At 71.4% G+C, this 21,640-nt stretch carries 25 protein-coding genes; 14 read left to right on the forward strand and 11 right to left on the reverse strand.

Features of this window, described 5'->3' with window-relative positions:
- Positions 1–10 precede the first annotated feature (10 nt).
- Positions 11–706 (forward strand): copper homeostasis protein CutC, encoded by a 696-nt coding sequence (locus tag K377_RS23055; protein ID WP_111665375.1) that lies wholly within the window; start codon positions 11–13, stop codon positions 704–706.
- Between the two features lie 261 nt (positions 707–967).
- On the opposite strand, the gene K377_RS23060 is transcribed toward K377_RS23055, so the two are convergent.
- Entirely contained in the window at positions 968–2,941 is a 1,974-nt protein-coding gene (locus K377_RS23060; protein ID WP_202455347.1) for an ATP-binding domain-containing protein, read from the reverse strand.
- A gap of 399 nt (positions 2,942–3,340) precedes the next feature.
- Here K377_RS23060 and K377_RS23065 point away from each other — a divergent pair, with 399 nt between their 5' ends.
- Together K377_RS23065 and K377_RS23070 are read left to right on the forward strand one after the other, a co-directional pair.
- Positions 3,341–4,012, forward strand: coding sequence for a hypothetical protein (locus K377_RS23065; protein WP_111665377.1), 672 nt, complete (start codon positions 3,341–3,343; stop codon positions 4,010–4,012).
- Positions 4,013–4,047: 35 nt separating this feature from the next.
- Positions 4,048–5,271, forward strand: coding sequence for a Cmx/CmrA family chloramphenicol efflux MFS transporter (locus K377_RS23070; protein ID WP_111665529.1), 1,224 nt, complete (start codon positions 4,048–4,050; stop codon positions 5,269–5,271).
- Here the strand turns inward: K377_RS23070 and K377_RS23075 are convergent.
- Entirely contained in the window at positions 5,225–5,494 is a 270-nt protein-coding gene (locus tag K377_RS23075) for a DUF4031 domain-containing protein (RefSeq protein ID WP_111665378.1), read from the reverse strand. The two genes, K377_RS23070 and K377_RS23075, sit on opposite strands and share 47 nt — an antisense overlap.
- On the reverse strand, positions 5,491–5,871 hold the full coding sequence (locus tag K377_RS23080) for a hypothetical protein (RefSeq protein ID WP_111665379.1): 381 nt from the start codon (positions 5,869–5,871) through the stop codon (positions 5,491–5,493). The genes K377_RS23075 and K377_RS23080 overlap by 4 nt, the downstream gene beginning before the upstream one ends.
- A gap of 104 nt (positions 5,872–5,975) precedes the next feature.
- Between K377_RS23080 and K377_RS23085 the strand changes: the two genes are divergently transcribed.
- From K377_RS23085 to K377_RS23105, 5 genes are all read left to right on the forward strand, one after another.
- On the forward strand, positions 5,976–6,905 hold the full coding sequence (locus tag K377_RS23085) for a MurR/RpiR family transcriptional regulator (protein WP_111665380.1): 930 nt from the start codon (positions 5,976–5,978) through the stop codon (positions 6,903–6,905).
- 229 nt (positions 6,906–7,134) lie between these two features.
- On the forward strand, positions 7,135–8,082 hold the full coding sequence (gene murQ / locus K377_RS23090; RefSeq protein ID WP_111665381.1) for an N-acetylmuramic acid 6-phosphate etherase: 948 nt from the start codon (positions 7,135–7,137) through the stop codon (positions 8,080–8,082).
- Between the two features lie 47 nt (positions 8,083–8,129).
- On the forward strand, positions 8,130–9,614 hold the full coding sequence (locus K377_RS23095; protein WP_111665382.1) for a PTS transporter subunit EIIC: 1,485 nt from the start codon (positions 8,130–8,132) through the stop codon (positions 9,612–9,614).
- Between the two features lie 106 nt (positions 9,615–9,720).
- The gene (locus K377_RS23100) at positions 9,721–10,314 is read left to right on the forward strand and encodes an ABATE domain-containing protein (RefSeq protein WP_111665383.1); all 594 of its coding nucleotides are present in this window, start codon (positions 9,721–9,723) and stop codon (positions 10,312–10,314) included.
- 302 nt (positions 10,315–10,616) lie between these two features.
- On the forward strand, positions 10,617–11,603 hold the full coding sequence (locus tag K377_RS23105) for an AraC family transcriptional regulator (RefSeq protein ID WP_111665384.1): 987 nt from the start codon (positions 10,617–10,619) through the stop codon (positions 11,601–11,603).
- A gap of 17 nt (positions 11,604–11,620) precedes the next feature.
- Here the strand turns inward: K377_RS23105 and K377_RS23110 are convergent, their stop codons facing one another.
- Entirely contained in the window at positions 11,621–11,782 is a 162-nt protein-coding gene (locus K377_RS23110; RefSeq protein WP_202455303.1) for a hypothetical protein, read from the reverse strand.
- Positions 11,783–11,841: 59 nt separating this feature from the next.
- The gene (locus K377_RS23115; protein ID WP_111665385.1) at positions 11,842–12,192 is read right to left on the reverse strand and encodes an antibiotic biosynthesis monooxygenase; all 351 of its coding nucleotides are present in this window, start codon (positions 12,190–12,192) and stop codon (positions 11,842–11,844) included.
- 142 nt (positions 12,193–12,334) lie between these two features.
- On the opposite strand from K377_RS23115, the gene K377_RS23120 reads away from it, so the two are divergent.
- Complete coding sequence (locus tag K377_RS23120) at positions 12,335–12,916, forward strand: TetR family transcriptional regulator (protein ID WP_111665386.1); 582 nt, start codon at positions 12,335–12,337, stop codon at positions 12,914–12,916.
- A 16-nt stretch (positions 12,917–12,932) separates the two neighbouring features.
- On the opposite strand, the gene K377_RS23125 is transcribed toward K377_RS23120, so the two are convergent.
- Positions 12,933–13,139 (reverse strand): hypothetical protein, encoded by a 207-nt coding sequence (locus K377_RS23125; RefSeq protein WP_111665387.1) that lies wholly within the window; start codon positions 13,137–13,139, stop codon positions 12,933–12,935.
- Positions 13,136–13,363, reverse strand: a complete 228-nt coding sequence (locus tag K377_RS23130) for a hypothetical protein (protein WP_375605946.1) — start codon at positions 13,361–13,363, stop codon at positions 13,136–13,138. Before K377_RS23130 ends, K377_RS23125 begins: the two co-directional genes overlap by 4 nt.
- 106 nt (positions 13,364–13,469) lie before the next feature.
- On the opposite strand from K377_RS23130, the gene K377_RS23135 reads away from it, so the two are divergent.
- The 3 genes from K377_RS23135 (at position 13,470) to K377_RS23145 (ending at position 15,620) form a co-directional block, all read left to right on the forward strand.
- Positions 13,470–14,297: a helix-turn-helix transcriptional regulator gene (locus K377_RS23135; RefSeq protein ID WP_111665388.1), complete on the forward strand. Its 828-nt coding sequence runs from the start codon at positions 13,470–13,472 to the stop codon at positions 14,295–14,297.
- Entirely contained in the window at positions 14,272–14,484 is a 213-nt protein-coding gene (locus K377_RS23140; protein WP_111665389.1) for a DUF397 domain-containing protein, read from the forward strand. The genes K377_RS23135 and K377_RS23140 overlap by 26 nt, the downstream gene beginning before the upstream one ends.
- Positions 14,485–14,711: 227 nt before the next feature.
- Positions 14,712–15,620, forward strand: coding sequence for a hypothetical protein (locus K377_RS23145; protein WP_237551646.1), 909 nt, complete (start codon positions 14,712–14,714; stop codon positions 15,618–15,620).
- A 20-nt stretch (positions 15,621–15,640) separates the two neighbouring features.
- Here the strand turns inward: K377_RS23145 and K377_RS23150 are convergent, their stop codons facing one another.
- Entirely contained in the window at positions 15,641–16,363 is a 723-nt protein-coding gene (locus tag K377_RS23150) for a helix-turn-helix transcriptional regulator (RefSeq protein WP_111665390.1), read from the reverse strand.
- A 98-nt stretch (positions 16,364–16,461) separates the two neighbouring features.
- A complete protein-coding gene (locus K377_RS23155; RefSeq protein ID WP_111665531.1) occupies positions 16,462–17,109 on the reverse strand; it encodes a TetR/AcrR family transcriptional regulator in 648 nt (215 codons plus the stop codon).
- Positions 17,110–17,311: 202 nt separating this feature from the next.
- On the opposite strand from K377_RS23155, the gene K377_RS23160 reads away from it, so the two are divergent.
- Positions 17,312–18,760: an MFS transporter gene (locus tag K377_RS23160; protein WP_111665391.1), complete on the forward strand. Its 1,449-nt coding sequence runs from the start codon at positions 17,312–17,314 to the stop codon at positions 18,758–18,760.
- 71 nt (positions 18,761–18,831) lie between these two features.
- On the forward strand, positions 18,832–19,119 hold the full coding sequence (locus tag K377_RS23165; protein ID WP_111665392.1) for a hypothetical protein: 288 nt from the start codon (positions 18,832–18,834) through the stop codon (positions 19,117–19,119).
- On the opposite strand, the gene K377_RS23170 is transcribed toward K377_RS23165, so the two are convergent.
- Together K377_RS23170 and groL are read right to left on the reverse strand one after the other, a co-directional pair.
- A complete protein-coding gene (locus K377_RS23170) occupies positions 19,098–19,811 on the reverse strand; it encodes a DUF6215 domain-containing protein (protein WP_146614755.1) in 714 nt (237 codons plus the stop codon). The two genes, K377_RS23165 and K377_RS23170, sit on opposite strands and share 22 nt — an antisense overlap.
- 180 nt (positions 19,812–19,991) lie before the next feature.
- Entirely contained in the window at positions 19,992–21,617 is a 1,626-nt protein-coding gene (gene groL, locus K377_RS23175; protein ID WP_111665394.1) for a chaperonin GroEL, read from the reverse strand.
- Positions 21,618–21,640 lie beyond the last annotated feature (23 nt).

Below are 21,640 nucleotides of genomic sequence, written 5' to 3' on the forward strand. Positions count from 1 at the left end.
CAGGAGCCTCATGAGCAAGCGTGCAGTCCTGGAGGTGATCGCCCTCGACGCCGAGGACGCCGTCGCCGCCCAGGCCGGTGGGGCGGACCGCCTTGAGCTGGTCACCGACATGGCCGCGGACGGGCTGACGCCGTCGGTGGAGACCTTCGCGGCGATCCGCGGGGCCGTGGACATCTCGCTGCGCGTGATGCTGCGGCTCGCGGACGGGTTCGCCGCGGGGGACGTCCCGGAGCTGGTGGCGCGGGCGCGGGCGTTGCGGGCGGCGGGTGCCGACGAGTTCGTGCTCGGGTTCCTCGACGAGCACGGGGGGCCCGATCTCGGCGCCGTCGAGCGGGTGGTGGCGGAGCTGGACGGGTGCCGGTGGACGTTTCACCGGGCGATCGACCGGGCCGCGGACCGGGATGCCCTGCGCAAGCAGCTCGCCGATCTGCCCGGCCTGGACACGTACCTGACGGCGGGTTCGGCGGACGGGGTGGACGCCGGGCTCGACGTCCTCGTCTCGGAGGCCGGGCGGTCGGCGGCCGGGGAGCCCGGGTACGAGCAGCAGATTCTGGTGGGCGGGGGGCTCCGCCTGGAGCATGTCGCCGGGTTGCGGCGGGCCGGTGTGTCGGCGTTCCACATCGGCGGAGCGTCGCGCCCCGCGGGTTGGTCGGGCCCGGTCTCCTCGACCGCGGTCCGCACATGGCGCGAGGCCCTGGACGCCTGACCCGCGCTCCTGGGTCGTTCATCGCGCGCGACCCGGCGGCCGCTTCTCGCGCAGTTCCCCGCGCCCCTGAGGCATGCGCTTCGCGCCGCCTCCCCCCGAGGGAAGCCCCTGATGAGATGGCGCACGAAGTGCGCATCTCAGGGGCGCGGGGAACTGCGCGAGAAGCGGCCACCGGGCCGCAGGTCGCGACGGGACCCCGTAGGGCAGACGCGGATCTTCAGGGGCGCGGGGAACTGCGCAAGCCCCACCGGGCGGTGTCCGTCAGGACGACGTCAGCTCGGGCGGCAAAGCGGCCGCGTGGACGACCACCAGGCCCGATACGGCTCGGGTCAGAGCGACGTACAGGCGGCGCAGGCCCGTGCGTTCGTCGGGCTCGCCGCTCACCACGGCGGCCGGCTCGTCGAGGACGACGTAGTCGTACTCCAGCCCCTTCGCCAGCGACGCCGGAACAAGAGTCAGCCGCGCCTCGGCCGTCGTCTCCTCACCCGGCGCCAGAAACACCAGCCCGGCCTCGGTCAGCAACTCCCCCAGCACGCCGCACCGCGCATCGGCCGCGATGAGCCCGATCGACCCCTCGTGCCCCAGCGCCTCCCGGCAGGCGGCGACCACATCACCGTCCCCCGAAGCCCCCCGCACCTCGAACACCCCGGGATTCTCACGCACCGATGCCACCGGAGCGAGCCCGGGCGCGATGTGCGGAAGGAGCCGGGAGGCGTACGTGATGACGTCGGTCGGCACACGGAAACCGGCCGTCAGCTCCTCCACCACGGCGTCCGGCTTGCCGAGGTGCTCCAGCGCCTCGTCCCAGCTCTGCGTGGCCCACGGAGTGGTCCCCTGCGCGAGGTCGCCGAGCACGGTCACGGACCCGGTCGAGGCACGCCGCCCGACGGCCCGGTACTGCATCGGGGAGAGGTCCTGCGCCTCGTCGAGCACGACGTGCCCGAGCGAGTGCGTCCGCTCGACGAGGTCACCGGCCTCGTCGATCAACACGGCGTCCGCGACAGACCACTTGGCGGTCTTGACGCTGCGCGCGGGCTTGGCCCACAGCACGGTCTTCTGCTCGTGGTCGTCGAGCAGCCCGTCGGCGTGCTCGGCGAGGAACTCGGCGTCGGACAGCAGCCGCAGCACCAGCTTCGCGGGATCGACGGGCGGCCAGATCTCCTTGACGGCGGCCTTGACGGCGGTGTTGCGCGCGACGGCGTTCTGCACCCGGTCGTCCGGGGCCTCCCCGGCCCGCTCCATCTGGACGAGCACGGCGTGCGCGATCCGCTGCGGCAGCGCCTCGCGCGCGGCCCCGTACCGCATGTCGCGCCCCATCAACTCGCGGACCATCTCTTCGAGTTCGTACGAGGCGACCCGCCACCGCCGGGACCCGCGCACGACCACGATGCCCTCGCTCGGCAACGTGATGTGCGAGCGCAGCGCCCGCCGCAGCACCTCCGCCATCCGGGCGTCGCCCTTGATCAGCGCGGCGGGCGCATCGTCGGCAGCGCGCACCTCCACCGGCCCGGCGACGAGGTCGTCCACCGTCGCCTGCTTGACCTCCAACTCGCCCAGCGCGGGCAGCACTTGCTCGATGTAGTGGAGGAACGACCTGTTCGGCCCGATGACGAGGGTGCCGGTGCGGGCGAGGCGCTCGCGGTGGGCGTAGAGGAGGTACGCGACACGGTGCAGGCCGACCGCGGTCTTTCCCGTTCCCGGGCCGCCCTGCACGCACACCGATCCGGCGAGCCCGCTCCTGACGATCTCGTCCTGCTCGGGCTGGATGGTGGCGACGATGTCGCGCATCGGGCCGACGCGCGGCCGCTCGATCTCCTGCTGGAGGAGCTGGCTGGTGCGCTCGGCCTCCGCCGGGTCGGTCAGGTTCTCGTCCTCGTACGCGGTCAGCTCGCCGCCGGTGTAACCGAACCTGCGGCGCAGCGCGACGTCCATCGGGTTCTTCTTCGAGGCCCGGTAGAACGGCTGCGAGACCGGCGCGCGCCAGTCGATGACCATGGGGTCGCCCTCGGCGTCGTGCACGTGGCGGCGCCCGATGTAGAACTGCTCGCCCTCCGCGCCCTCGGCCTGTTCGGCGCCGGGGGCGTGCAGGTAGTCGAGGCGGCCGAAGAAGAGCGGGGTGTGGCTCAGGTCGGCCAGCGCCTTGATCCGCTCCTCGATCTGGCGCTGGAGCACTTCGGCGTTCACCCAGTTCGCGGTGACGTCTCGGATGTCCAGGGCCTCTGCGTCCTCGCGCATGGCGCGCAGGGCTGCGCGGGACGACGAGAGGTGCGCACGCTCACGGTCGAGCGGCGACGCTGACTGACTCACGGGTTCTGCCTCCGGCTGACGGTACGACGACGACACGGGCCGCCGGTTTCCGACCGGGCGACGGCGGCGCGCTCCGCGGGGGGAGGCGGGCAGGACGGGCGAGTGTATGTCACCCCTCCACTCGGGGGCCAACGGGTTTCTTGGCCCGTCACTCGTCCGCGCCACCGTCGTGGCTGGTCGCGCAGTTCCCCGCGCCCCTGAAGGCATGCGCTGCGCGCAGCCTTCCCCTGATGAGATGCCGCACGAAGTGCGCATCTCAGGGGCGCGGGGAACTGCGCGACCAGCCGCCCACCACCGGCACTCGGCCACCGGAGCTAAGGTCGCCCCATGAGTGAGTTGCGGGAGCGGTTCGGGTGGGCGTTGCGGGCGGTGACGGGAGAGCCCGGGACGGACCCGTATCCGTACGCCGACAACCTGCTCACCCGCTGGGCGGAGCCCCAGCGGCGCTACCACACCCAGACCCACCTCACCGCCGTCCTCGACCACATCGACGTACTGGAAGGGCACGCGGCGAACCCCGACACGGTGCGCCTCGCGGCCTGGTTCCACGACGCCGTGTACCGCCCGGACCGCTCCGAGAATGAGGAGCGATCGGCCGCCCTCGCGGAGCGGGCGCTCACCGAGGCCGGCCTGCCGCAGGCCCGGGTGGAAGAAGTGGCCCGCCTCGTCCGGCTCACCGTCACCCACGACCCGGCCCCCGGCGACACCGACGGCGAAACCCTCTGCGACGCCGACCTGGCCGTCCTCGCCGCGGACCCGGAGACGTACGCGGCGTACACGAGAGCCGTCCGCGAGGAGTACGGGTTCGTGCCGGACAAGGCGTTCCGGGAGGGCCGCGCGGCGATCCTGCGCCAACTCCTCGACCTCCCGGCCCTGTTCAGAACCCCGTACGGGAAGAAGCACTGGGAGGCCGCCGCCCGGGAGAACCTGACGACGGAGCTGAGACTCCTGGAACCCGGGGAGAACCCCGGGAATGCCACCCCCGGCACCCCCGGTTGACCATCTACATGTCGTCGAAAACCAACCGCACCACCATGCCCCTGGCCGTCTACATACTCGGCCTGAGCGTCTTCGCCCTCGGCACGAGCGAGTTCATGCTCTCCGGGCTGCTCCCGGCCGTCGCCGACGACATGGACGTCACGATCCCGCAGGCGGGCCTGCTGATCTCGGCGTTCGCGATCGGCATGGTGGTGGGCGCCCCGCTGCTCGCGGTGGCGACCCTGCGCCTGCCCCGCCGCACGACGCTCATCGCGCTGATCACGACGTTCGGCCTGGGCCAGGTCGCGGGCGCCCTCGCCCCCACGTACGGGATCCTCTTCGCGTCCCGGGTCGTCTCCGCGCTGGCCTGCGCCGGATTCTGGGCGGTCGGCGCGGCCGTCGCCATCGCGATGGTGCCGGTGAACCAGCGGGCCCGCGCCATGGCGGTGATGATCGGCGGCCTGTCGATCGCGAACGTCCTCGGTGTCCCGGCCGGCGCCTTCCTCGGTGACGGGCTCGGCTGGCGCTCCGCGTTCTGGGCGGTCGGCGCGGCCTCGGCGATCGCGCTGGTCGGCATCGTCACGCTCGTCCCGCACATCCCGCGCCCGGCCGAACGCCCGCGCCTGAAGCGCGAGTTGTCGATCTACGCGGACCGGCAGGTGTGGCTGTCGATCGCGGTGACGGCGCTGGCGGCGGGCGGGGTCTTCTGCGCGTTCAGCTACCTGTCCCCGTTCCTCACCGACGTGGCGGGCCTGGACGAGAGCTGGGTCCCGGCGGTCCTGGCGCTGTTCGGCGTCGGCGCGCTGGTCGGCACGACGGTCGGCGGCCGGGTCGCGGACGCGCACCTCTTCGGGGTGCTGCTGACCGGCACCGCGCTGTCCACCGTCTTCCTTGCCGCGCTGGCCCTGCTCGGGCACCTGGAGATCGCGGCGGTGGCGCTGGCGTTCCTGCTCGGCCTGTCCGCGTTCTACACGGCCCCGGCGCTCAACGCCCGGATGTTCAACGTGGCGGGCGCCGCCCCGACCCTCGCGGGTGCCACGACGACGGCGGCCTTCAACCTCGGCAACACGGGCGGCCCCTGGCTCGGCGGCACGGTCATCGACGCCGACCTCGGCTATCCGGCGGTCGCCTGGGCGGGCGGCGCGATGACGGTGCTCGCGCTCGGCCTGACGGCGGTGTCGCTGCGGCTGCACCGGCGTGACGTGCCGTCCCGGGTCGTCACCGGCAGCGCCGCTACGCCGCAGGCCGCCCCTTCGGACGCCGCAGCCCCGCGTCGGTGAGCCTGCGCACCAGTTCCTTCGAGCCGATCGTCACGGCCCCGGCCCGCACCGCGTCCTCGTAGCGGTGCGCCGGGATGTCGTAGTGGTCGCGCTCGAAGGCGCGCTCCGGAACCCCCAACCGCCCCGCGAACACGTGCAGTTCGTCGAAGGACACATCGCTCACCAGGTGCGACCAGAGGCGGCCGTGGCCGGGCCAGGTCGGCGGGTCGATGTAGACGGTCACCCGGCCACGGCTCCCAGCTGACCGACAGGCGCCACGACCACCCCGGCCTCCGAGCACACCCAGTGCGGGTCGGCGCCCAGCTCCGGCTCGACGTCGAGCGCGTGCGGGCCGTCCGTGCCCGAGCCGGGTCCGCACACCGGGCACACCGGCCAGCGGCCGTGCCGCTCCAGGATGCCGTCCTGCACGTCCTGCGCCACGAGACCGGTGACGAACTCGACGCCCTCCGGCCACTGCTCCACCCACCAGCGGCGCTGCGTGATCGACTCCTCGACGAGCGAGACCACGTCCGCGTCGGCGACGTCGACGGCCTTCAGGTCCGCGAGGATCAGCGCGCGGGCCGCGTGCAGTGCCTGTTCCAGGGGGCTGATGGTGTTCATCCCCCCATTGTCCCGCGCCCCGTGTTCCGTGCGGCGCGGATGTGACGCAGGTCCCGGCCCTTCGACTCTTGACCCCCACCGGTCACGAAAATATCTTTCATTACGTGAGCAATGACGTGAAGGAAAGTTTCGCGAACGACGCGCCGCCCGCCCCGGCCGCCCTCGCGGCGAAGGTGCGGACGCTGGCTCCGTCGATGACGCGGTCCATGCAGCGGGTCGCCGAAGCCGTCGCCGGCGACCCCGCCGGCTGCGCCGCCCTGACCGTCACCGGCCTCGCCGAGCTCACCGGCACCAGCGAGGCGACGGTGGTCCGCACCGCGCGTCTGCTCGGCTATCCCGGCTACCGCGATCTGCGGCTCGCCCTCGCCGGGCTCGCCGCCCAGCAGCAGTCGGGGCGGGCGCCCGCCGTCACCGCCGACATCGCGGTCGACGACCCGATCGCCGACGTGGTCGCGAAGCTCGCCTACGACGAGCAGCAGACCCTCGCCGACACCGCCGCCGGGCTCGACACCGTGCAGCTCGGCGCCGCCGTGGGCGCGCTCGCCGCTGCCGGGCGGGTCGAGATCTACGGCATGGCCGCGTCGGGGCTCGTCGCCCAGGACCTGGCGCAGAAGCTGCTCCGGATCGGGCACGTGGCGTACGCGCACTCGGACCCGCACCTCGCCGTGACGAACGCCGTGAGCCTCCGCTCCGGGGACGTGGCCGTCGCGATCACGCACTCCGGCGCCACCAGCGACGTCATCGAGCCGCTGCGGGTCGCCTTCGAGCACGGCGCCACGACGATCGCGATCACGGGCCGCCCGGACGCCCCGGTGTCCCAGTACGCGGACCACATCCTCACCACCTCCATCGCCCGCGAGAGCGAGCTCCGCCCCGCCGCGATGTCCTCGCGGACCAGCCAGCTCCTCGTGGTGGACTGCCTCTTCGTGGGCGTGGCCCAGCGCAACTACGAGTCCGCGGCCCCGGCCCTCTCCGCCTCCTACGAGGCCCTGGCCCACCGCCACCGCGCCGCTCCGCGGGGCGGCCGGTCATGAGGCCCGCGCCCATCCGCGGCGCCGTCGTGGCCGGCCGCGCTCCTGAGCGAGCGCAGCTCGCTTCAGGGGCGCGGGGAACTGCGCGAGAAGCGGCCACCGGCCCGCGGACGAAGAACCGCCCAGGGGCGCGGGGAACTGCGCGACCAGCCACCCACCCGCCGTGAGCCGGCGACGAGACAGCACCAGGCAGACGACAAGCCACCCCGCACAGAAAGCCCCCGAGACGACGATGTCCACCGACGCCACGTACACCGAACTCCGCGCCCAGCTGGCCACCCTCACCACAGAAGCCTTCCGCCCGGAACTCGCCGAGATCGACCAGCTCCCCACCCAGGAGATCGCCAGGATCATGAACGGCGAGGACGCCACGGTGCCCACCGCCGTGGCGGCCCAGCTGCCCCAGATCTCGGCGGCGATCGACGGCACCGCAGCCCGCATGGCCCGCGGCGGCCGCCTGATCTACGCGGGCGCCGGCACGGCAGGCCGCCTCGGTGTCCTGGACGCGTCCGAGTGCCCGCCCACCTTCAACACCGACCCGGCCGAGGTCGTCGGCCTGATCGCGGGCGGCCCCTCCGCGATGGTCACGGCGGTGGAAGGCGCCGAGGACTCCAAGGAACTCGCCGCCGAGGACCTGGACGCCCTGAACCTCACGGAAAACGATGTCGTGGTCGGCATCTCGGCCTCGGGCCGCACCCCGTACGCGATCGGCGCCGTCGAGCACGCGAAGAAGACGTACGGCGCGCTCACCATCGGCCTGTCCTGCAACGCGGACAGCGCCCTCGCGGCGGCCGCGGACCACGGCATCGAGGTCGTCGTCGGCCCCGAGCTGCTCACCGGCTCCACCCGCCTGAAGGCGGGCACGGCCCAGAAGCTCGTACTGAACATGCTGTCGACGATCACCATGATCCGGCTCGGCAAGACGTACGGAAACCTCATGGTCGACGTCCGCGCGTCGAACGAGAAGCTGCGGGCCCGCTCCCGCCGCATCGTCTCGCTGGCCACGGGCGCCGAGGACGCCGTCATCGAGGCCGCGCTCGCCGCGACCGACGGTGAGGTGAAGAACGCGATCCTCGTCGTCCTCGGCGAGGTCGACGGACCCACGGCCGCCCGCCTGCTGACCGCGTCGGACGGCCACCTGCGCGCCGCGCTCGCCGCGGCCCCGAGCACCACCCCCTGACCCCCGTACACCCCCAGCACCACCCGCACAGCAAGGCAGCACGCACCATGGCTGAGAACAAGAACCGCGACGTGGCGGCCTCGATCCTCCCGCTTGTCGGCGGGCCGGAGAACGTCACCTCAGTAGTCCACTGCATGACCCGGCTCCGGCTGGGCCTGGCCGACCGTTCGCTGGTCCAGGACGAGGCGCTGAAGGCGCTGCCCGATGTGATGGGCGTGGTCGAGGACGAGACGTACCAGATCGTCCTCGGCCCGGGGAAGGTCGCCCGGGTGACGCCCGAGTTCGAGGCGCTCGTCGAGGAGGGCAAGGCAGCCGCACCTGCCGCTCCGCACCCGCCGACGGCCGAGGAACTGGCCGCTCAGGGAGCCGAGTTGAAGGCGGCGCGGAAGGCGAAGAACGCCACCCCGTTCAAGCTCTTCCTCCGCAAGATCGCCAACATCTTCGTGCCGCTGATCCCGGCCCTGATCGGCTGCGGCATCGTCGCGGGCATCAACGGCCTGCTGATCAACCTGGAGTGGCTGCCCTCCGTCACCCCCGCCCTCGCGGCCATCGCCTCCGGCTTCATGTCGCTGATCGCGGTGTTCGTCGGCTACAACACGGCGAAGGAGTTCGGCGGCACCCCGATCCTCGGCGGCGCCGTCGCGGCGATCATCGTGTACGCGGGTGTCGCCAACATCGAGGCGTTCGGCCAGAAGCTCTCGCCCGGCCAGGGCGGTGTGCTCGGCGCGCTCGGCGCGGCGGTGCTCGCGGTGTACGTGGAGAAGTGGTGCCGCAAGTGGGTCCCGGAGGCGGTGGACGTCCTCGTTACGCCGACGATCACGGTCCTGGTCTCCGGCCTGGTCACCATCTTCGGCCTGATGTACGTGGCCGGTGAGATCTCCACCGGGATCGGCACGGCGGCGAACTGGCTGCTCGACAACACCGGCGCGTTCGCGGGCCTGGTCCTCGGCGGACTGTTCCTCCCGCTGGTCATGCTGGGCCTGCACCAGGCCCTCATCCCCATCCACACCACCCTCATCGAGCAGCAGGGCTACACGGTCCTGCTCCCCATCCTGGCGATGGCGGGCGCGGGCCAGGTCGGCTGCGCGATCGCGGTGTACAAGCGCCTCAAGCACAACGCGTCGATCCGCAAGACCATCAAGTCGGCGCTCCCCGCGGGCTTCCTGGGCGTGGGCGAGCCGCTCATCTACGGTGTCTCGCTGCCGCTGGGCCGTCCGTTCATCACGGCGTGCGTGGGCGGAGCGGCGGGCGGCGCGTTCGTCGGCCTGTTCTCGATGCTCGGCGACAAGGTCGGCTCGACGGCGATCGGCCCGTCCGGCTGGGCGCTGTTCCCGCTGATCGACGGCAACCACGGCTGGGGCACGACGGCGGCCATCTACGGCGGCGGCCTCCTGGTCGGCTACGCGGTCGGCTTCCTGGCCACGTACTTCTTCGGCTTCAGCAAGCAGATGCTCCTGGACCTGAACGCTCCCGAGACCACCACGGCCCCGAAGGCCCCGGACACGCCGGAAAAGGTGCCGGCCGCCGTCTGACCCGCCTCCCGTGCCCCTGAGCGAGCGCAACTCGCCTCAGGGGCACGGAGAACTGCGACAAACGAACCACCCAGAGGCGCGGGCCAGGACTGCTAGCGTGCCCGGCATGGTGGACACGCGCACCGACCCCCTCGCCTTCCGCTGGTACGGCGGGAGGGTCTCGGTCGACTTCACGGCCACGCTGACCGGCCAGGCCCCGGACACCGTAGAGCAGTTGCGCACCCCGGCCGACCTCTCCCGCTGGTCCCGCGCCGCCCACCTCTCGGACGCCCCGCTCCCCGACGCGACCCCCCGCGCCCTCACCCAGGCCCACCAGTTGCGCGAGGCCCTGCACCGGACGTTCCTGCACGCGGCGAAGCCCGACCCGGACGACCTCGACACCATCAGCACCTGGTCGGCGCGCTCCCTGCCGGGCCCCCGCCTCACCTCCGCCCCGGACGACACCCCGGCCCTGCGCCGCCCCCGACTCCATCTCACCGGCGACCTGTTGACCCTGATCGCGCGCGACGGCGTCGACCTGCTCACGGGCCGCCACAGCCACCGCATCCGCGAGTGCGCCGCCCCGGACTGCACCCTGCTCTTCGTCGACGTCAGCCGCCCGGGCCGCCGCCGCTGGTGCTCGATGGACGTGTGCGGGGCGCGGTCGAAGATGGCCGGGTACCGCTCCCGCAGGACACGGGACGCCCAAGGAACCGCTTAGGCCGGTGGCCGCCGCTCCTGGAGCGGCGGCCACCGGTGCGTGAGGTCCGAGGACCCCTTCAGATCGGCCTCACGCAAGGTGTCCTCCGGCCTGCTGAACGCGGGAGTGTCAGCAGGCCGGAGGACGGTCGCCGAAGCCGCGGTAGTCGGCGTCGCGACTCCGGCAAGCCATGTCCCGGTGCGATTGAAGTGCGGGAGCCCCTTGGCCATCTATCCGTTCTGCGCGAGGCTTGGCCGTACCGCGCCGTTCTCCGGCGCCGTGGCACACGCGGGCCCGACCGCGTCCATCAGGACGGTAATGGCATGGCGGACCCGACGGCCGGCTCCACGACCACGCTCCACAGCCGGAACGTGGAGGACGCCCGCGCCCGGCTCACCGACTTCTACGGCTTCCCGCTCGTCGTCGACCCGCAGCTCTCGGACGTCGGCAACTTCGAGATGACGATGCGCTACGCCCAGTTGGGCCCGGTCGCCTTCAACACCCTGGCCTTCGGCTCGACGGTGGTCCTGCACGGCCCGGCGCTGATCTCGATGATCTATCCGTTCTACGCCGCCATGGCCGGGACCCTGCTCACCACCCGCCCCGGAGCCGAGACCCCGTCGAGGGCGGGCGACGGCCGCCTGGCCAGCGCCGCGTCGGCACGCCCGCAGACGACCCACTGCGGTCCGGCGAGCGAGTTCTTCCAGGCGTCCTTCGCCACCGCCGCGGTGACGGCAGAGCTGGAGGAGGAGCTGGGCCACGGCATCACCGCGCTGACCTTCCCGACGTCCTTCGGCGTCACCTCCGGGCAGGCCCGCCCCTTCATGGCCCTCCTCGACCTGGTCACCTCGGAGATCGTCCAGCCCACCGGCCTCCTGGACCGGCCCGCGATGGCCGACCGGCTCGGCGCCGCGCTCCTCACCACGATGCTCCACACCACGCCCCACCAGTACGCCGAGGAACTCGCCACGCCGGGCCGCACGGGCCCGGCCCCGGTCCTCACGGTGACCGACGCCATCCACGCCGACCCGGCCCACCCCTTCACGGCCAGGGAACTCGCACGGATCTCCGGCATCCCCCTGCGCACCCTCCAGAGCGCGTTCCTCGGCCATCACGGCGTCTCCATGACGGTCTACCTCCGCAACGTCCGCCTGGCCGGAGCCCACCAGGACCTCCGCTCCGACCAGCCACAGGGCACGACCGTCGCCGCCATCGCGGCCCGCTGGGGATTCACCCACCTCTCCCGGTTCGCCGTCTACTACCGGGACCGCTACGGGGTCCTGCCCTCCGAGGAACGCCGCGACCGCTGACCCCGGCTCCGGGAAGCTCAGGCGGGCTGCGCGACGGGCACCCTGCGGACCTCGCCGGTCTCGCGCAGGACCAGCAGACCCGTGGCCGCGATCAGCGCGGCGGTCAGGCCGTGGATGCCGAACGCGGCGGCGGCGGAGCCGTGGTGGGCCAGGACGGTGTTGACGTTCTTCAGCGACATGGTGCTCTCCTTCGGTGTTCCGTGTTGCGTCCGGGACGGATGAGGGCTCGGCTGCCGCGTCATACGTCGATCCGCTCGAAGATGTGCGGGTACGACACGATGCCGTCGGGGAACTCGGCCGCCATGCCCTGGAACTCCGGGCTGCCGAACGCCGCGGCGAGCGCCTCGGTCGACTCCCAGACCGCGACGTTCATCAGGAGCTCGCTGCCCGCCGTCCCCTGGTGCATCTGAAGGGAGACGAACCCCGGCTGAGCCTTCATGAACTCGGCCTGCCGCCGGAAGAGCGGCAGGAACGACGCGCGCACCTCCTCCGGGACGACGAAGGTGTTGGCCAGGACGATGGGCCCGGTCTTCTCCTGGAACTGCGCGAACATCGGCGTGCGCGGGTCGAGACTCTGGAGCTTGGCCATCTTCGGTACGTCCCCTCGCGATCGGCTGTCTTCTCGGCACGCGCCACCAACATCCGTTGACAACAAGTGTTGGCAACGCGTGTTGGCAAACGTAGAGGCATGCCCCTGGACTGTCAACAGCCGTTGGCCTACATTCGTGGGCATGACCGGCACCACGGAGAACCAGCAGGCCGTACGGCGTTCCGACGCCACCCGCGCCGCGATCCTGGCCTCGGCCCGCGAGCGGTTCGCGGCGGACGGCTACGAGAAGGCGACCATCCGGGCCATCGCGCGCGACGCGAAGATCGACCCGTCGATGGTGATGCGCTACTACGACAGCAAGGCCGGCCTGTTCGCGGCCGCCGTCGCGATCGACCCCGGCCTGCCCGAGCTCGACCTCGAACCCCGCGAGGAGATCGGCCGCACCCTGGTGAGCCATTTCCTCACCCTGTGGGAGGAGAACGGCGAGCTCACCGCGCTGATGCGGGTCGGAGCCACCGATCCGGCCGCGGCCGATCGCATGCAGGTCGTGCTGCGCGAGCAGTTGATCCCGCTCGCCCACCGGCTGAGCCCCGATCCGGAGCAGGCCCCGATGCGGGCGGCACTGTGCGCCTCCACCGTGCTCGGGCTCGCCCTGACGCGCTACGTCCTGCGCTTCCCGGCCAGTGTGGCCCTCGACCGCGACGAGATCGTGGACTGGGTCGGACCCACCGTCCAGCGGTACCTCACCGCCCCCACGCCCTGACGAACAGAGGCCGCCCCTACGGCAGCCGCCCCTCCCGGTTCACCTCCCGCACCCGCGCCCGCAGTTCCTCCGACACCGGCGCGGGCGCCACCGACTCCGGCGGGCAGTCCCACTCGACTCCCCCGCCCGGCGGCCTGAGCTGCACGCATCCGCCCTCAGTCGCCATGACCCGGCCGACCCTTCCGTCCCGTACGTCGATCACGTACTCCCCGATCGCACTCACCGGCTCACCCCGTGCAGTACGGCCGTCAGCCGCATCGCCGTATCCAGGTTCACGCACCCCAGATCCACCAGCGGATACGGCGACTCCCCCGCCGCCGACACCGGGTCCACCCGCAGCGACGGCAGCAGCACCCCCAACGCCAGCAGTTCCGCCCTGAGTTGCGCGATGACCTCCTCGACCGCCCGCAACCGCTCCGCGTCCCGCACGACCATCCCGATCAGCACCCTTCTCCCACCGAGTGTTCCGCATTCCTCACCCAGCGTGACCGCATCGGCTCTACGCTTTCCAGAGCACCGGCCCAACAAAGGGCATTGATGCCAGCGGGAGTTGATGCATGTGTCCGGACCGAAGGACCTCGTCGGCGAAGAACTCCGGCACGCCCGCGAGCGGGCCGATCTGACCCAACAGGCGCTGGGCGAGCTGCTGTTCGTGAGCGGTTCCTACGTCGGACAGATGGAGGCGGGGACACGGCGGATCCTGCCGGACATGGCTCAGCGCTTGGACGAAGCCCTGGAAACCGGGGGCTTCTTCGAGCGGCACTGCACGAAGGTGAACGCGTCGAAGCATCCAGCCCACTTCGCCGAGGCGGCCGAGGCAGAGGCCGTCGCCATCGAGATCAGGCAGTACGAATCACTGCTCATCCCCGGCCTGCTCCAGACCCCGGATTACGCCCGCGCGATCTTCCTGGCATACCAGCCGACGGCGCCGGATGAGGTCATCGACAAGCTGGTAGCGGCCCGGACAGAGCGGGCCCACCTTCTCGACCATCCAACAAAGCCGTTGTTGTGGGCTGTTCTGGACGAGACTGCCCTGCGCAGGGAAGTCGGCGGCCCGGCGGTCATGGCCGAGGCCCTGGCGCACGTTGCCGCACTGGCGCGCAGGCGCCGGATGATCGTGCAAGTGCTGCCGTTCGCAGCAGGGGCTCACGCATCCCTGGACGGCTCCCTGAAACTTATGTACTTCACGGACGCACCCCCACTCTCCTTCGTCGAAGCGCCCAGCATGGGCCAGTTGACGGACGATCCAGCGACGATCACCCGCCATCAGCTGACCTACGATCTGCTCAGGGCCGACGCACTCACCCCAAGGCAATCGCTGGCCATGATCGAATCAGCGGCGGAGGATTACGCACATGAAGACCGATCACCCCGAGCCTGACCTCACCTCGGCCACCTGGCGCAAGTCCAGCTACAGCGGCGGCCAAGGCGGCGACTGCCTCGAAGTCGTCACCACCCACCCCCACCTGGTCCCGATCCGGGACTCAAAGAACCCCACCGGCCCGAAGCTCGTGCTCCGGGCGGCAGCCTGGACGGCGTTCATCGACGACCTGCGGCGCAGCGCCTGACCCACCCGCCCGAGGCTCAAGCCCCGAGCCCCGAGCCGTGCTTTCAAGGATTGGGGGGTGGGTCTCAACCCACCCTCCCTCCCGGCAAGTTGGCAGGTCGGCGACTTTCCGGGACCGACTTGCCACGCAGGGTGACGGCCGTCTAACGTCCCGAACAACGAACGGCCCCCGCCGGTGCGCCAACACCGAACGAGGGCCTATCCATCGAGATCGAAATGAGTCGATCCATGGCTGACGCCTACTTTAGTGCTGCCGGCACGCCCGCGCATCCCGCTGCCAGCCCCGGCTACGGCAAACGCTCGGCACCGGACCAAGCCCCGCGTACGAACCGGGACTTCACCCACCTCCCGCCCCGCGAAGCGCACATCGCCGGGTTCATCGACCGGCTGCACGACGGCGCGGACATCTCGGTGAAGCTGCTCGCGTCCTGTCTCCCGTACGGGCAACAGGCGATGCGCACGGCCCTGAACAACCTCCAGGCGGCGGGCCACTTGAGGCGCGGGCGGGAGCACGTGGTGGGCCAGGGCAGTGCGCGCTGGGTGACGCGGACGTGGTTCTCGCGGACGGCGCGGGACGACGGATGGTGGACGAAGTTCCTGCGGGGCGATGTGCCGGAGGAGGAGAGCCCACGGCCATCAGGACCGACGCGGAACAGGGCGTACATCCTGCTGGCCGCACTGGGCCGGACGGCCCCGACGCTGGCGCTGTCGGCGAAGGAGTGCACGGAGCTGGGCCCGCTGACGGAAGCCTGGTTCGCGAGGGGCGCCGACGAATCGGTGATCGTCCACGCGCTGACGACGGGCCTGCCGACTCCCGTTCACAGCCCGGCGGCACTGGTGCGCAGGCGCCTGACGGACAAGCTCCCGCCGGAACCGGCACCACGCCCACCGCTGCGGGTGGTGGAGTGCGGAACGTGCGGCGACCCGGGCCGCCCGGAGGACATCAGGGCCGGCCGCTGCGGCATGTGCCGGGGCACGACCCGGCAACCGGACCGCCCGGCTGCCCCACTGACCCTCACCGCCGAGACGGTCCACGCGCGGGCGGCACAGATCCGCTCGGCGATGCGCGCGGAGCCCACACCTGTCACGCCCCGCAGCCGGGCCCCCTACGACCCGCGCACCGTCACTCGCCGGTGACGTCGTCGAAGCACCGGAACTCATCGCCGCGTGAAGTCACCGGCGCTCAGCCCGAGCCGGTCGCCGAGCACACGCTCCCCGGCCCCGGTCAGCACGACGGCACGCTGCGTGCCGATCCGGGCGATCCAGCCCGCGTCGAAGGCGTGCCGGCACAGAGCGGCGCCGACGGCACCGGCCAGGTGCGGGCGGCGCTCGGTCCAGTCCAGGCACGAGCGGACCGGCGGGCGGCGCGTACGGGACGGGATGACGATGCCGAGTTCGGTGAGCCAGGCGGACCCGTCCGCGGTGAGCGTCAGCCCCCGCGCCCAGTCGAGAAGCCCCCGCTCGGTCATCGCGTCGGTGATCGCGACCCCGAGGGCCCCGGCGAGATGGTCGTAACAGGTACGGGCGCGGGCAAGCGCCCGGCCCCGGTTGACCGCGGGCAGCGAACGCGGCGGATCGGTACGCCGGGGCGCCATCGAGGCCAGCTTCTCGATCAGCTCGGCCGTGTCGGCGTCCGCCAGCCGGACATAGCGGTGGCGGCCCTGCCGTTCCTGGGCGAGCAGCCCGCCCTCGACCAGGAGATTCAGATGCCCGGTCGCCGTCGACGCGGCCACTCCGGCATGCCGCGCCAGCTCACTAGCGGTCCAGGCCCGCCCGTCCAGCAGGGCGAGACAGAACCCGGCCCGCGTCCCGTCGGCCAGCAGCGCGGCGAAGGCGGCCAGGTCGGGGCCGCCGGCAGCGGTGGTGTCGTGGCTGTTCATCACAGCCCATTGTCGACCGGCGACCCTTCGGCCGCCGCCGAAGCGTTCGACTCCCCGGCAGGAGCCCACGCGCCCGCCGGGAGGCCGACCCCTCCCGCTCAGGCGCCCGCCATCAACCGCAGCCCCGACAGCGTCAGATCCAGCGCGGTGCGGAACTGGTCGACGTCGTCGTGGCCGTCGAACTCGTCCGCGATCTCGTGCACGAACGGGAACTCCGCCGGGTCCAGCTCCCGCCAGGTGGCGACGAAGCGGCCCAGGAACTCGTCCCGGGTCACGGCCCCGCCGAGGACCTCCGCTGGCGGCTCCTGGCCCAGGTCGACGGCCGAGCCGACGACGACGCCCACGACCGCCGACACGGCGTGGAAGCGCTGGCGCGCGGTGAGGTTCAGGCGCAGGGACTGCTGGCCCAGCTTCTCCCACAGGCGCAGGGAGTTGTTCTGGAGATCCGTGTTGCGCATGAAGTAGTTGCCCAGCCAGGGGCGCTCCACGATCGCGTCGAACAGCATCAGGGCCATCGCCCGCAGCGCGTCGATCGGGTCGTCCTGCTCCGGCAGCGCCTCGATGTCGGCGAGGACCGTGCCGATCACATGGTCCGTGGCGCGGTCGAGCAGCTCCTCCTTGTTCGCCACGTACCAGTAGATGCTGGCGACGCCGCCGCCCAGACGCTGCGCGAGCGCCCGGAACGTCAGCGCCGAGGGCCCGGCCTCGTCGAGGAGCGCCACCGTCTCGGCGAGGACGGACTCCATCGAGTGCGAGGCCCGCCGGCGTCCTCCGGCGGAGCGGTTCTGCGTGCGCGGCATGGCGTCTGCTCCTCACTTCCCGCTTGGGTTTTGCCATCTATCGAACGTTGTTCTATCGTAGCTTATCGAACGCGGTTCGATGATCGAGCGCCGTTCGATACGCCCGTTGTGGGCCCCCTTCCGAATCGGGACAGAAAGGACCGCTGCCATGACTACTCGCACTTATCCGTCGCTGCGCGCGGCGTGGATCCCCCTGGCAGCGCTCTGCCTGGCCTTCTTCGTCGAGATGGTCGACAACACGCTGCTGTCGATCGCGCTGCCCACCATCGGCCGGGACCTCGGCAGCGGCACCACCGCGCTGCAATGGGTCACCGGCGCCTACTCCCTGACCTTCGGCGGGCTGCTGCTCACCGCGGGCTCCATGGCCGACCGGCTCGGCCGCCGCAGAGTGCTGCTCATCGGGCTCGCCGTGTTCGGCGCCCTGAGCCTCTGCGTCGTCTGGGTCACCACCGCGGGCGAGCTGATCGCCCTGCGCGCCGCGCTCGGCGTGGCCGCCGCCGCGATGGCCCCCATCACCAACTCGCTGGTCTTCCGGCTCTTCGACGACAAGGCGCTGCGGATGCGCGCCATGACCGTGATGATCGTCGTCGGCATGTCCGGCTTCGTCCTCGGCCCGCTGCTGGGCGGCACCGCCCTGGCCCACGTCCGCTGGGAGTGGCTGCTCGTCGTCAACGCCCCGATCGCCGTGATCGCCTGCATCGGCGTCCGGCTCGGCGTCCCCGCCGACCGGCCCGAGGACCTGACCAAGGACAAGCTCGACATGCCCGGCGCCGTCCTGAGCGTCGCCACCATCGGCCTCGCCTGCTACACGCTGACCAGCGGCGTCGAGCACGGCTGGCTCTCCGCGGCCACCCTCGCCTCGATCGTCGGAGCCGTCGTCGCCGGTATCGCCTTCGTGGTGCACGAGCGCCGCAGCAAGGCCCCGATGCTCGACCTGACCGTGTTCCGCAACGGCACCGTGCGCGGCGCCGCCCTCGCCCAGATCGGCACCTCGATCGCGATGGCCAGCGTGATGTTCGGGCTGATCCTGCACTTCCAGTACGCCTACGGGTGGAGCCCGGTGCGGGCCGGCCTCGCCAACCTGCCGATCATCGTCACCATGCTCGTCGCGACCCCGCTGTCCGAATGGCTCGGCCGTCGCTTCGGCCACCGCATCGCGTGCCTGGTGGGCGCGGCCTGCCTGGCCGGTTCGCTGGCCGGTCTGGCCTGGGGCGTCGAGCACGGCTACGCCGTCATCGCGGTCTGCATGGTCCTCATGACCGTAGGACTGCGCACCGTCATGACGATCTGCGCCGTCGCCCTCGTCGACGCCATGCCCGCCAACCGCACCTCCATCGCCGCCGCCCTCAACGACACCGCCCAGGAGGTCGGCTCCAGCGTCGGCACCGCCATGGTCGGCACGCTGATCGCCGCGCTTGTCACCACGACGCTGCCCACCGGCGTCTGGAGCAGCGACCTCGTCGCCTCCTTCTTCCACGGCGAACGGATCACCTACGCGGTGCTCGCCGTCGTGGTCGGCGTGATCGCGGCCGTCGGCGCCGCGAGCCTCACCGACTCGCACAGCGTCGAGGAGCACCCGGCCGAAGAACTCGTCTGACCTCTGAGAGAAACGAAGCGCGCGGGACCGCTCGACATGCGGCCCCGCGCGCTTCGCCGCATCCTGACCCCATGGCTGACAGCACCTTTTCCAAGATTTCCTGGACCGAGTTCCGCCCCGACCAGCGCCGCCTTTCCGTCGGCGCGGGCCTGACCGGCGTCGGCATGCTCGTCGCCGCCGCGGGCGTCGGCGTCCTGGTCTACGAGCTCGCCCGCGCGGGCCGCTCCTGGACGGGCAGCTGGGAGGTCCCGCCCGCCGAACTGGCCCAGCGCGCCCTGCGCCAGGCCCAGACGGCGGCGACCAGCGCGAGCCGCGCCGGCAAGGACGCCTGGAACAGCTACGAAGAGGGCGTGTCCTGAGGCTTCGCCGACCCTGAGCCGAAGCCCGGGACCACCGGAAGCACGTGCTCGGCGATGTCGAGCAGGATCGTCCGGTCGGGATACCCGCCGTGGTTGCGCCACATCACCAGTTCGTAGGAGCCGCCGCGGTTCTTCGCGTCGAGCGCGACGCTGAGCGCCTCGGCGGGCACGCCCTCCGTACTCTTCGCGTCCGAGCCGTCGAGCCGGAAACTGATGCCCATGGTCTGGGTCGTGTAGAAGACCGCAGGACGGCGCAGCACCTTCTGCCGGTGCACGTCACGCCCGATGAAGGCCGCGGTGTCCTGGTCCACCCGGTAGTCGTCGTAGGACGCGGTCAGCTCGACGGTGTACGTCTCGAACTCGACGCGCGCCGAGGGCGTCGGAATCTTCCGCTTCCCGAACTCGACGGACCCGCCGTTGCCGGACGCGCTCGTGGGCCGCTCCCCCGGTATCCCGAGCCAGTCCGCCAGCCCGCGCTGGTTCAGGGCTTTGCACAACTGCGCCCCGGACACCCGCCCGGCGGCCCCGTCCTTCTTCGTCGCCGCCCCACCCGAACACGTGGCAGCATCCTCCGCGGCGCTCCGCCCGTCCTCGGGCTGCTGGGCCAACGCCCAGAACCCGACCCCGAGCGCCCCCACCAGAGCAAAGGCCGCGACGGCCTGCCCCCAGACGTTCACAGGCTTCTCTGTCATGTCCCCACCCCATTGATCACATTGCAGGGGGACATTAGCGCCCCGTAGGGGCGCGGGACAGTGTCAATGTGCGGCTCCGCCGCGGGGGCGCGAGAAGCCCCACCGGCGGACAGCAAAAAACGAGGGCGGCACCCCCGAAGGGATGCCGCCCTCGTCAAAGGACAGGCTGAACCGTCAGGCTCAGAAGTCCATGTCACCGCCCGGCATGCCGCCGCCGGCCGGGGCAGCGCCCGCCTTCTCCGGCTTGTCGGCGATGACGGCCTCGGTGGTGAGGAACAGCGCGGCGATGGAGGCGGCGTTCTGCAGGGCAGAGCGGGTCACCTTCGCCGGGTCGAGGATGCCCTCGGCGATCATGTCGACGTACTCACCCGTGGCGGCGTTCAGACCGTGGCCGACGGCCAGGTTCCGAACCTTCTCCACGACGACGCCACCCTCGAGACCACCGTTGACGGCGATCTGCTTGAGCGGGGCCTCAAGGGCGAGCTTCACGGCGTTGGCGCCGGTCGCCTCGTCACCCTGGAGCTCCAGCTTCTCGAAGACCGCGGAGGCCTGGAGGAGGGCCACGCCACCACCGGCGACGATGCCCTCTTCGACGGCCGCCTTCGCGTTGCGAACGGCGTCCTCGATGCGGTGCTTGCGCTCCTTGAGCTCGACCTCGGTGGCCGCGCCCGCCTTGATGACGGCCACGCCGCCGGCGAGCTTGGCGAGGCGCTCCTGGAGCTTCTCGCGGTCGTAGTCCGAGTCGCTGTTCTCGATCTCGGCACGGATCTGGTTGACGCGGCCCTGGACCTGGTCGCTGTCACCGGCACCGTCGACGATCGTCGTCTCGTCCTTGGTGATGACGACCTTGCGGGCGCGGCCGAGCAGGTCGAGACCGGCGTTCTCCAGCTTGAGGCCGACCTCCTCGGAGATGACGGTGCCACCGGTGAGGATGGCGATGTCGCCGAGCATGGCCTTGCGGCGGTCACCGAAGCCCGGGGCCTTGACGGCGACGGACTTGAAGGTGCCACGGATCTTGTTGACGACCAGGGTCGACAGGGCCTCGCCCTCGACGTCCTCGGCGATGATCAGCAGGGGCTTGCCCGACTGCATGACCTTCTCCAGCAGCGGAAGGAGGTCCTTCACGTTGCCGATCTTCGAGTTGACGATGAGGATGTACGGGTCCTCCAGCGAGGCCTCCATACGCTCCATGTCGGTGGCGAAGTACGCCGAGATGTAGCCCTTGTCGAAGCGCATACCCTCGGTGAGCTCAAGCTCCAGACCGAAGGTCTGGGACTCCTCGACGGTGATGACGCCTTCCTTGCCAACCTTGTCCATCGCCTCGGCGATGAGCTCGCCGATCTGGGTGTCGGCGGCGGAGATGGAGGCCGTCGAAGCGATCTGCTCCTTGGTCTCGACCTCCTTGGCCTGCTCGAGGAGGGCACCGGAGACGGCCTCGACGGCCTTCTCGATACCGCGCTTGAGGGCCATGGGGTTGGCACCGGCGGCCACGTTGCGCAGACCCTCGCGCACCAGGGCCTGGGCCAGGACGGTCGCGGTCGTCGTGCCGTCACCGGCGACGTCGTCCGTCTTCTTCGCGACCTCCTTGACCAGCTCGGCGCCGATCTTCTCGTACGGGTCCTCGAGCTCGATCTCCTTGGCGATGGACACACCATCGTTGGTGATCGTGGGGGCGCCCCACTTCTTCTCGAGGACGACGTTGCGACCCTTGGGGCCCAGGGTCACCTTGACGGCGTCGGCGAGCTGGTTCATGCCGCGCTCGAGGCCGCGCCGTGCCTCCTCGTCGAACGCGATGATCTTGGCCATGTGAAGTGGTCCTCCCGGACGGG

Source organism: Streptomyces sp. PsTaAH-137 (genome assembly GCF_003259365.1).
Taxonomy (GTDB): domain Bacteria; phylum Actinomycetota; class Actinomycetes; order Streptomycetales; family Streptomycetaceae; genus Streptomyces.